General features: G+C 66.0%; 7 protein-coding genes. All 7 read right to left on the bottom strand.

Features of this window, described 5'->3' with window-relative positions; all coding sequences use genetic code 11:
* Nucleotides 1–375: 375 nt before the first annotated feature.
* The gene (locus P3W97_RS07125; RefSeq protein WP_300845181.1) at nucleotides 376–735 is read right to left on the bottom strand and encodes a DUF2149 domain-containing protein; all 360 of its coding nucleotides are present in this window, start codon (nucleotides 733–735) and stop codon (nucleotides 376–378) included.
* Nucleotides 732–1,271 (bottom strand): MotA/TolQ/ExbB proton channel family protein, encoded by a 540-nt coding sequence (locus P3W97_RS07120; RefSeq protein ID WP_300845178.1) that lies wholly within the window; start codon nucleotides 1,269–1,271, stop codon nucleotides 732–734. The genes P3W97_RS07125 and P3W97_RS07120 overlap by 4 nt, the downstream gene beginning before the upstream one ends.
* A 227-nt stretch (nucleotides 1,272–1,498) precedes the next feature.
* Complete coding sequence (locus tag P3W97_RS07115; RefSeq protein ID WP_300845176.1) at nucleotides 1,499–2,680, bottom strand: TonB-dependent siderophore receptor; 1,182 nt, start codon at nucleotides 2,678–2,680, stop codon at nucleotides 1,499–1,501.
* Complete coding sequence (cobN, locus tag P3W97_RS07110) at nucleotides 2,677–6,588, bottom strand: cobaltochelatase subunit CobN (protein WP_300845174.1); 3,912 nt, start codon at nucleotides 6,586–6,588, stop codon at nucleotides 2,677–2,679. Before cobN ends, P3W97_RS07115 begins: the two co-directional genes overlap by 4 nt.
* Nucleotides 6,589–6,590: 2 nt before the next feature.
* A complete protein-coding gene (locus P3W97_RS07105; RefSeq protein WP_300845172.1) occupies nucleotides 6,591–8,531 on the bottom strand; it encodes a TonB-dependent siderophore receptor in 1,941 nt (646 codons plus the stop codon).
* 315 nt (nucleotides 8,532–8,846) lie between these two features.
* Complete coding sequence (locus P3W97_RS07100) at nucleotides 8,847–9,131, bottom strand: hypothetical protein (protein ID WP_300845170.1); 285 nt, start codon at nucleotides 9,129–9,131, stop codon at nucleotides 8,847–8,849.
* Nucleotides 9,131–9,926 (bottom strand): TonB-dependent receptor (locus P3W97_RS07095; RefSeq protein WP_300845168.1); only part of this gene is annotated, 796 nt, incomplete at its 5' end. The genes P3W97_RS07100 and P3W97_RS07095, both read right to left, overlap by 1 nt.

Genomic DNA, 9,926 nt, shown 5'->3' with positions numbered 1-9,926 from the left:
TGAGACAAGAGCTTCCTCTCATTTCGATATGTTCTCTTCCAGATAGTAGGTCACTGTGGCTGGATCTAGACAGTGTGAGCTTAAGGCCATCTCCCTCCTGCTCGGTCTGGCGAAGCTCGCGGGCCAAGCGCTGCTGTGCTTAGCCACCTACGACAGGGTGCGCATGGGCTGCATCGGCTTCTGGGGGCACGCGCATCATGCGTGAGCCTCCGCTCCAAGCGCTTCGCAGGCGCGTCAGGGCGACCCGTTTCTCCGAAATCAGCGCCCCAAGCCCGCCCGATGCGTGCTTTTTCAACGGCCTGCTAATGAAAAAACCCGGGTTGAAAGGATACTAAAGTACGGAAACAAAGCGCGCGATTCGGCCTCGTCAGCCGCTCACGGCCCGGCTTTTCCGCCGCCGTCGACGGATTCGGTAAGAACGTCGGTTGCCTCAGGCACATACACCATCGACCCGTCCTTCATGCGGTAGGCGACGCCAGCTTTCTGACCTTCGCCCTGGCCGATCTCGCCGCTGGCTTTGTACCTCTCGATCTTCTCGCCCTTTTTGACCAGCATCTCCATGGTCGGTTTGCCGGGATCGGTGATGACGGTGACGTCGCGGCGGGTAAATGCGTCCAGTAACGGGTTTTGCGCCACGGTGATCAGCAACGCGGCGATGATCACCAGGAAGATGTCGATGAGGTTGACCACCGAGAGGATGGGGTCGTCGGACTCGGTCTCGTGCAGCAGTTTCATGCCGCACCCCCTTGCCAGGCGGGCGTAGCGACGCCGGCCTCGGCATCCGATACTTCACGGCGGGCATTGATCCAGGCCAATTCCTCGGCCAGCCAGCGCCGGCGCACGGAAACGATCCAGAAGGTGATCGAGGCGGCGATCAGCGCCAGGATCACTGCGGAAAAGGCCACCGTCAGATTGTGCGAGACCTCGGCCAGGTTGCCATCAGCCAAGGATTTCAGCGCCGGCCCCATGGGGATCATGGTGGCCACCAGACCCAGCATGGGCGCGACCCGGGTGGCGATACGCGCCGACTCCATCATTTTGTACGCGGCAACATCGAGATCGTCGCCGGTGCAACCGGGGTTGGCGCGGGCGAAGGCCAGCAGCGGATACCCTGGGCCGGGCCGCATGCCGCCTCGTCGCAGCCAGGCCTGCCAGGCGAAACCGCCAAGGGCGTAGAACGCATAGAGGAACAAGAAAGCGATGACGGCGAGCGTCGGGATCAGAAAGACCTGACCGGCCTGATACATCAAGACTTCGAGGGCGTTACTCATGTCGCATGTCTCCTATGAGGGAAGGTGGGAATCGGTGGCAGCGCCGCGCTTTGCGCAGTGGGTCCGCCGGCGTCGCCAGCGCCGGGAAGTCGAGGACAACACATGGGGGAGATCGGTCGGCAAAGGGTCGCAAGCTCGGCTTTGTGAGCCGCTGGCCCTCGACATGCGGCGGCTGAGCAGCGGCAGCTGCGGAAGGCGTCCTGAAAGATCGGTATCTGTCTCACCAATTACCCTCCAACGCGAGCAATCTGGTACGCGGGCCGCCATCGAGGGTTTCGAGCCGCCAGGGATTGGCACGGTCCCGCGCCGCCGCGGTCCGGCTTCAGCAGCGTGTTGGCCGAGGCGCTGCGCATGACGACTGCGGTCAGCTCCTCCAGCTTGGGAAAGCGGATGGCGCCGGACAGCGAGGCGCGCGCCACCCAGCCGGGGCTCGGCTCCCAGCGCAGGGCGAGCGCCGGGGCGAAGGCGCCGTGACGGCGCGTTTGGCCATCGGTCGTGATGCGCATGTGCTCGCCGCGCACGCCCAGGGTGGCCGTCCAATCCGGGCGCAGCGACCATTCATCCTGCGCCCAGAGCGTCCATTGCCGTTCGCGGCTGGCGAAATCCGTCGCGCCGGTCAGGGCGCCGGACAAAACCTGGCGGTCGTCGCGGCGATGTCGGGCAAAATCGACGCCGGCGGAGAGGAAATGCGCACCGACGGGACGGTCAAGGCGCAGGGCACCGGAAAACTCCTGATCTTCGCCGCGCTCCGTTTCGCGCTGCGCGCCATCCAGGGAGGAAAATCGCTTGAGCGTCTGCTCCAGCGGCCTGCCATGCCGATTGAGGGAGACGGGCAACAGCCAGGAAAAGCCGCCTGCACCGCCCCCGCGCGTCAGCGTCACCTGAGCGTTCGCCGCGCTACCACGCTGGCCGGCGGCGAGTTTGAGGGAAGTCAAGGCGCGCGCGACGGGCTGCTTCATCACCAGATTCACCGTCACCGCCGCCGCGCCGCCGAATTCGGCCGAACCGCCGCGCAGGATCTCGATGCGTTCCAACTCACCGGCTGGCATGCGCCCGACTTGGGTCAGCGCAAAGCGCGCATTGGCCGTCGGCCGCTCACCGTTGACGAGAAACTGCACCGCATCGCCGCGCATGCCGCGTGCCCGCGCACGGATGCCGCCGTCGCTACCGTGTTCGCCGGCTTCGATGCCGGGCAGCTTGCGGATCACCTCGCCCACTGTCAGGCCGCCGAGGGCCTCGATCTCCTTACGATCGATCACGGTCTTTTGCGCCACCGCTTCGCGCTGCTCGGTGAGTGCGTCGGTGGTCGCCGTCGCGGTGACTTCTTTCAGTTGCGCAGGTTGCGGCTCGGCGGCGAGCGCCGTGCAAGAAGCGGTCACCGTTGCCAAGGCAATCGCGTGGCGATTCATACTCGTCTCCTGCCCTGCCGCCAGGCCCCCAAGGCCGTGATCAGCGTGAGAACCAGCGCCACCGCGGGCGTGAGCGATATGAGCGCGGGCGACGGTTCCACCTTGTCCAGGCGCATGCCCTCGATGCGCGGCGGCGGGGCCGGTTCGGCTGTGGCCGATTGTTCGGCGGGCGGCTCGCTCGCCGGCGCCGGCGGGCGGGCAGCAGACAGACCATAGCCGCTTAGGCCAACGAATTTCTCGAAGGTGGCGTTGTCGCTCCTCACATCGTAGCGGCGCGCAAGCTCGCGGTAGCGCGCCTTGAGTTCGGCGATGACTTTCGGGTCGGCCTGCCAGTATTCCTGGCGCACCGCCTCCAGCATGCGCTCGATGGTCTGCGCCAGCGCGTGCGGGTTGTGACGCTCGAACCATTGCTTAAGACCAAGCTTGTGCTTGTCGCGCACGTAGACGTCGACAAACTCCTGCCACTGGTCGTCGCGCACGACCTCGCGCGCCACCGCCGTCCAGCCCCAGAAGTTGTTGATGCCGTCGAGCACCTGCAGCGTGCCGGCATAACCTTCCTGCATCAGCCCCTGGATGTAGCCGGGGTGGAAGTTGCGCGTGGCGAGCTCCTTGGCGAGGAATTGCGCGGCGCCCTCGGTGCGGCCCTGACGGCCGCGCAGGTTGGAAATGTAGAGCTGCGGCGCCTTGCCGTCGAGATAGCGCACCGCCAGGCCGATGCCACCCAGATACTGGAAGGGATCGTCGGTGGTGAGCATACCGTAGGTGTTGGAGGTGCGCGAGAGCACCGCGCCTTCGGTGCCCTTGAGGTGGGCGGCATAGAGATTGACGGCCTTGCCGCCGGCCAATTCGCTGCCGCTCTTGCCCCAGTCGGCTTCATCGGGCCCATAGGCGTATTGCATGCGCGACAGATAGAGCTGCGCGAGTTTGCGGTCGCCCTCGGCCTTGCCCTTCCAGCTGTCGGTGGCCAGCGTGGCATCGTCGAGCCCCGTGCCGTAGCGGCCGGACTCGGAGGAGAAGATGCGGGTGACGGCGGCGCGTTTGGCCGCCGCCGCGCTCATGCCCTGCTGTTGCAGCTCGGCGGCGATGCGCTGGCTGTTGACGAAGATGGGGTTGTCCACCTCCGCGGCTTCGGCGGCGAGCTGCGCTGCCTTCGCGAGTTGCTTCATCGCGTTGGGAAAATGGTCGCGGTACAGGCCGGTGGCGGAGAGCACGACGTCGACCCGCGGCCGGCCCAGCGCCTCGCGCGGGATCAGTTTCACGCCGGTCACCCGCCCGCCGGCGTCCCACACCGGCTCCACGCCCATCAGCCACAAGGCCTGTGCTTCGAGTATGCCCTGGTGGCGCATGGTCTCCACCGACCACAGCGAGAGCGTCAGCTTTTGCGGTACGACACCGGTCAGTTTCTTGTGCTCGGCGAGCAGGTTGTCGGCGGCCGCCTTGCCGGCTTCCCAGGCTTGTTTTGTCGGCACGCGGGAAGGATCGAAGCCGTAGAGATTGCGACCGGTCGGGTAGGCATCCGGGTTCTTGAGCGGGTCGCCGCCATAGGAAGTGGGGATGTAGCGGCCGGAGAGCGCCGCCAGCAGCGCCGGCTGCTCGCCAGCGGCGCCAATGTCCGCATACCACTGACGCCCCTTGTCGAGCTGTTCGCGCAGCACGGCGGGCAGGGCATCGGTCGGCTGCTGCTCGATGAGGTGCGCGCGCAGCAGCCGGTAGGGCGCGGTTTCCGGCAGCCTGTCGTAGTTCGTGATCAGGGTCTCATCGAGTTCTTGCACGCCCGCATGCCGAGCGGCGGCCTCCCAGAAGGGCTTGCCCAGCATCAGCATCACCGTGGCGAGGCGGTGCTTGTCGTCGGGCGCGCGCCCAAACGTGTGCAGACCGAGCGGCTGCGCCGTTTCGGCAAGTTCGTGCAGGTGGCCGTGCAGCGCATCGACGAAGGCCGGGAACTCGGCCGCGGCGCGCTCCAAACTCCAGCCCATATCGCGCTCGATGTGTTCCTTCTTCACGGTGGCGAGCAGGTCGGCCTTGATGCGTTCCTTGACGGCGCCTTCGTCCTGGTTGAGCCAGGCGTGCAGCAGGTCGTGGATCTGCGTGAGCGCCTCGTGCAGGCCGGCGGGACGGAAGGGCGGCGTCTGGTGGGAGAGGATCGTCGAGCGCCCGCGACGTTTGGCCTGGATCGCCTCGCCGATGTTGTCGGCGATGTAGGGGTAGATCACCGGCACGTCGCCGACGGCGAGCATCGGGTAGTCGTAGACCGACAGGCCGCGTTCCTTGCCCGGCAGCCATTCCTGCGTGCCGTGGGTGCCGAAATGGACGATGGCGTCGGCGGCGAACTGCTCGCGTGTCCACAGATAGGCGGCCAGATAGAAATGCGAGGGCGGCGCTTTGGTGGAGTGGTAGAGCGCCTTCTCCTTGTCTTCCCATCTCTCGCCACGCGGCGGCTGCGGCAGGATGACGAGATTGCCGAGCTGGTAACGGGGGATGACGAAGAAAGATTCGCCGCCGCGCTGCAGGACCATCGCCGACCTTTCCGGCGCGCCGTATTTCGCGGTCAGTTCGTCGCGCACCCCGGCGGGCAGGGTAACCAGCCACGCGCGGTAGCGGCTGACCGGATACAGCTCGGCCAGCCCGGCACGCAGCAGCGCATCGAGCCGGTCGTTGCGGTAGAACGGCGCAAGCAGTTGCTGAAGGACGTCGATCAGCGCCGGCTCGGACACCAGTTCAGTCGCATAGCCGGCGGCCTTGAGCGCCGCCAATGTCGCTTCGAGGCTGCGCGGCACGTTGAGGAATGAGGCGGAGAGGTTTTTCTCGCCGGGCGGATAGTTCCAAAACATCACGGCGACCCGCTTGTCGGCGTTGGGCTTTCGCTGCAAGGCGATGTAATTGAGCGCCTTGGCGACCACAGCCGCCGCCTGCGGCGCGATGGCCACGATCTGCTCGTCCTCTTTCCGCGTGGCCGCGGCGATCTGGATGTCGGTCACGCCGGCGTATTCGGCTTGCGCCAGGTAAAACGGCACATCCATGAGTTGCACGCCCTGGGGGTCTGCTGCCCAGGCCGCCGCGTCCCCTCTGCGATACGGCATGGCCTGGACGACCGGAATTCCCAGGCGCTCGAACTCGGCGCGCCGCCCTTCCGGATAGAGCATGATCTGGGTGTTGATGAGGACCTGTGCCAACGGTTGGCCGGCCGGTGCCAGGATGTCCATGAGTGCCTTGGGATCCTGCATGGGCGCGTAGAACGGCAGGGCCACGGCACCGGCTGCCTCGATGCGTTCAATCAGATCATCGATGAAGCCGGTCTGCATCGAGGCGATGTATTGCTGGAACAGGGCAATGGCCACCACCGGCGCGTCAGCAGCGGGTTGGCGCCAAGCCATATATTCGCTCGTCTTGGCAAAGATCAGCCCGGGCGCGCGCGGGTGGTATATGCCCGTCTTGGGGAAGACAACTGGCTCGGCGATCCCGCTTGGCGGACGGCCGGCGAAGTGCGCGGCCAGGCTGGCAAAAAAGCCATCGAAATTGCTGCGGCCACCGCTGTTGTAGTAGGCAATGAGGCGCTTGGCCAGCGCGTCGGGCAGGCCGGCCCAGGCAGCCTGATCTTCGTAGAGCCAAACATGCGGCGCCTTCAGGCCGGGCAGAGCGCGCGCGAGCTTGGCCTGTATCGCCTCGATCAAATAGCTGTCGAAAAAGACAGCGTCGTAGCCGCTAAACAGTCCCGCGTCGACCTCGGCCGGCAGGCGATGCAGGTAGCGCACCTCAACCTGCACCCCGTGCGGCTGGGCAATCTCGGCGAGCTGGCGGAACTTACCCGCCGGCACGTTGCTGGTGGCGATGAACAGCACCGTGGTGGCATGGGCTACGCCGACGACCAAAAACAAGCCAACGCCCAGAAGTCGCAGAAGCATGCGCATCATCAGAAGTCCACGCGCAAATTGAGGAAGAGTGTGCGACCGCGTTCGGCGTAGCCGAAATTCGGGTCTTTTTCGGCGAGCCGCACGTCTGTGAGGTTGTCGATGCCCACGCGCGCCGTCAGTTGCTTGCCGAACTGTTTGGCGATGCTCACATTCCACAGGCTGTACGCGGGCAGGCGCACATCGGTGGTCGTGGTCGCGGCTGTGAGTTGACGGCCTACATATTCGACGCCAATGCGCCCGCTCCATCCCCCGCTGCCCTTCCAGTCGAGCCGCGAGGCGGCACTGATTTTTGGTCTTTCGTAGAGCTCCTTGCCCTTCACCTTGTCGCGCGTCCTGAGCAAGGTCAGGTCGGTCTGCCACAGCAGCTCGGGGCTGATGCTCCAGGTGAAGCCGGTCTCCAGCCCCGATACCCTGGCCTTGTTCAGATTCACATAGCGGTAGTAGCGCCGTGGCGGGAAGGGCGGCGCAGGGTCTGTCTTGAACAAGCTGGTGGTGATGAGATCCTTGAGCTCGGTGTGGAACAAGGTGGCGCGCAGGCCCAAGAGGTCGCGCTGCCAGTCGGCACCGATTTCGATCGAGTCGGATTTTTCGGGTTTCAGATTCGGGTTGCCGTAAAAGGAATGCGGCCCAGAGGTCCCGACATACACCGGTGAGATCTGCTTGAGCGTCGGTGCTTTGAAGGCATGGCCATAGCCGCCCTTGATGATCAGTTCGGGCGTCGCCTCCCACACCAGGTAGGCGCGCGGGCTCCATTCGGTGCCAAAGAACTCATGATGGTCCGCGCGCAGGCCAGCGGTGAGCGCCAGATGCTTGGCGAGCGGCAGTTCGTCCTGAATGAACAAGGCCTTGTGCGACGCATCGTCCTTGCCGGTTGTCAGCTGCGGGTGCCTCATGGTTTCGGTGCGGTATTCGCCGCCGAAGGTCAGCCGATGGCTGCCGAGCCGGGTCGTCGCATGGGCGTCGTAAACGACGTCGCGGAAGTTTTGTGGCGGTGTCGGCTCCACCCCGTTGGTGCGCGTGTTCTTGACGTCGAATTCGCTGCGGTAGGCGTTGGCCTGGGCGCGCCAGCCGTCGAACTCGCCGCGCCAGGTCAGGTAGCCGTGATGGCGTTCGATGTCGTAGTGGTCTTTATAAAACTGGCCTCTGGAAATATCGTCCCGCCAGCGTTTTTCCTGACCATCGGTCCAGCTCGCTTCTAGGGTGTGCCCAGGGGCGAGTTTCAGCCGCCCCATCGCGCCGACGATGTCATTCTTGCGGCCTTCCAGTTCCGAGAAGCGTGGGTGGTCCTTGTCGGGTACCGCGCCGAGGCGGTTCGTCTCTGCGGTCAGGCGCAGGTCGAAGGACTCGCTGACCGGGCCCGCCGCGAACAGGCTGGCGCCGGCGCGGTCGCCGCCGTCGCCTGAGCGCAGATCGGCGCCGGTCAGACCGATCGAACCGATCCAGCGATCCTTGGGTTGGCGCGTGATGAGGTTGACCACGCCGCCCAGCGCCTCGGAACCGTAAAGTGTTGACATCGGGCCACGCACCACCTCGACGCGCTCGATCGCGGACATGGGCAACCACCCGTATTGATAGTCGGAGTGGCCGACCACGTCGTCGGTCGGCGTGATGCGCCGGCCATCGATCAGGGTCAGCACGTGTTTGCCTGCGAGGCCGCGCAGGGCGATGGTCTTGCGGCCACCGACGCCGCGCCCCATCAGGGTGATGCCCGGCGTGCCGCGCAGGGTGTCGAGCAGGTCCGTGGGGTTGCGCGTTGCGATTTCCTCGCGCGTGACGATGGAAACCGAAGCGGGCGCGGCGCGCGTTTCTTGTTCGGAGTGGGTGGCGGATACCACGACCTCCTTGAGCTGGGTTTCGGCCCGCGCAGCGCCGGCGCAGGCCAAGGCGACGGCGAGCCACAGCGGACTGCGCGCGCGGCCAGAGTAAGTGGTGCGATACATAAGGCAACCTCCGTGTGCAAAAGTGATAAAAGTGATGGACAGGGCTTGCTTCCGGGGCCACGAGTCATATGGTCCGGTTGCTGGCTGCTGCAGGTGGATGGGGATTTCTCCTGTGCGATTGACGACATCCGGCCGAAGTTGTGGGAGCGGCTTCCAATCGGGTCAGTGTTCGATCCATGGGCCTCCAGCGATGCAGGCTGGATATGCCGCGCCCGCAGCGCCGCACGCCAGCGTCGCGCTCGAAAGCCCCGCCCGCGGCGCGTTCGCCTTGGCGAGGGCCAGGGCGATGCGGCTCTCCGGGGGCGAAAGGCGGGCTCATGCGGCTCGCCTCGCGGCAAAGCCGTCGCGGTGCTCAGCGGCCTTCCCGCGCTCGTGCATGTCGACCAGTTGGCGCGCATGCTCGAGTGGGCGCGGGGCAGCTTCGGCGTCGGTGGCGAAGCGAACCAGTAGCCGAGCGCGGATCGCCGGCGGGATGTTGCTCACTTCCGCCATGCCGACCCTGCGCGCCTCGACGGCGACGCGCGCCATGTCGCCAGCCAGGGCGAGGCTGAGCACGACGATCAGCAGCGGCTGCCTGTGGCGTTTGACGAGGGTGATCATCAGAATTCCCCCCTCCAGCCGAGGACCAGGCTGCGACCGGGCATGGGGATCTCCTGGCCGGAAACGCCCAGGGCGAGGTGCTCGCGGTACGCGCGGTCGAAGAGGTTCTTCACGCCGATGCGCAGCGACTGACTTTTCGCGTAGCGCCAGGTGGCGCCGACGTCGACGGTGGCGAAGCCGCCGGTCTCATTCTCGCTGCCGCGCGAGAAGACGGTGGCGACGCGGTTCTGGCGGCGCACGAAGCGGCCGGTGGCGTCCGTCGTCCAGTTCGGTGTGACATTGCCTTCCCAGCCCAGCGTGAGTTCGTCGGCCGGCATCTGGAACAGCGGCTCATCGAGCGCGTCGTTGGTGCCGCGGACGACGGAGAGGCCGGCCTTCAGCCAGTGGCCCGACCGAGGCTGCCATTTGCCCTGCGCCTCGAAGCCGTACAGCGTAACCTGACTGATGTTCACCGTGTCCTTGCCGGCGCCGTCGCTGGCAACGGCGAGGCCCGGCTCGCCGCGCAGGGCCTCGCCGGGGTTCTGCGCATTGCGCCGGAGGAGTTCGTCGCGGTCGAGCGCGCTCGTCGAGACCGGGGTTTCCAGGTCCTCGGAAGCATAGCCCTTGGCAGTGACGGAAACCGGAGCGAGGGATTGTTCGTCGGCGGCGCCTGCGGTCGCTTCATCGCGTGGAGGTCGCGCAGCTTCTGCGCGATTTCCGGGGCGAGCTTGCGTATTTCGGCCGGGTTCTTGCTGAAGCGTGGCGTCGGGCAGGGCGGTGTCGGCGAGCGCCGGTCCGGACAGGAGCAAAAGGGAG

This window comes from Tepidimonas sp., from assembly GCF_029335975.1.
Lineage (GTDB): Bacteria > Pseudomonadota > Gammaproteobacteria > Burkholderiales > Burkholderiaceae_C > Tepidimonas.
The sequence above is the reverse complement of the archived record's forward strand: the minus strand, read 5'-3'. Positions and strand labels throughout refer to the sequence as shown.

Bases quoted from the DNA above. Each gene is read 5' to 3' on its own strand.
- P3W97_RS07125 (WP_300845181.1), bottom strand. From the start codon at position 735: ATGAAACTGCTGCACGAGACCGAGTCCGACGACCCCATCCTCTCGGTG.
- P3W97_RS07120 (WP_300845178.1), bottom strand. From the start codon at position 1,271: ATGAGTAACGCCCTCGAAGTCTTGATGTATCAGGCCGGTCAGGTCTTT.
- P3W97_RS07115 (WP_300845176.1), bottom strand. From the start codon at position 2,680: ATGAATCGCCACGCGATTGCCTTGGCAACGGTGACCGCTTCTTGCACG.
- cobN (WP_300845174.1), bottom strand. From the start codon at position 6,588: ATGCGCATGCTTCTGCGACTTCTGGGCGTTGGCTTGTTTTTGGTCGTC.
- P3W97_RS07105 (WP_300845172.1), bottom strand. From the start codon at position 8,531: ATGTATCGCACCACTTACTCTGGCCGCGCGCGCAGTCCGCTGTGGCTC.
- P3W97_RS07100 (WP_300845170.1), bottom strand. From the start codon at position 9,131: ATGATCACCCTCGTCAAACGCCACAGGCAGCCGCTGCTGATCGTCGTG.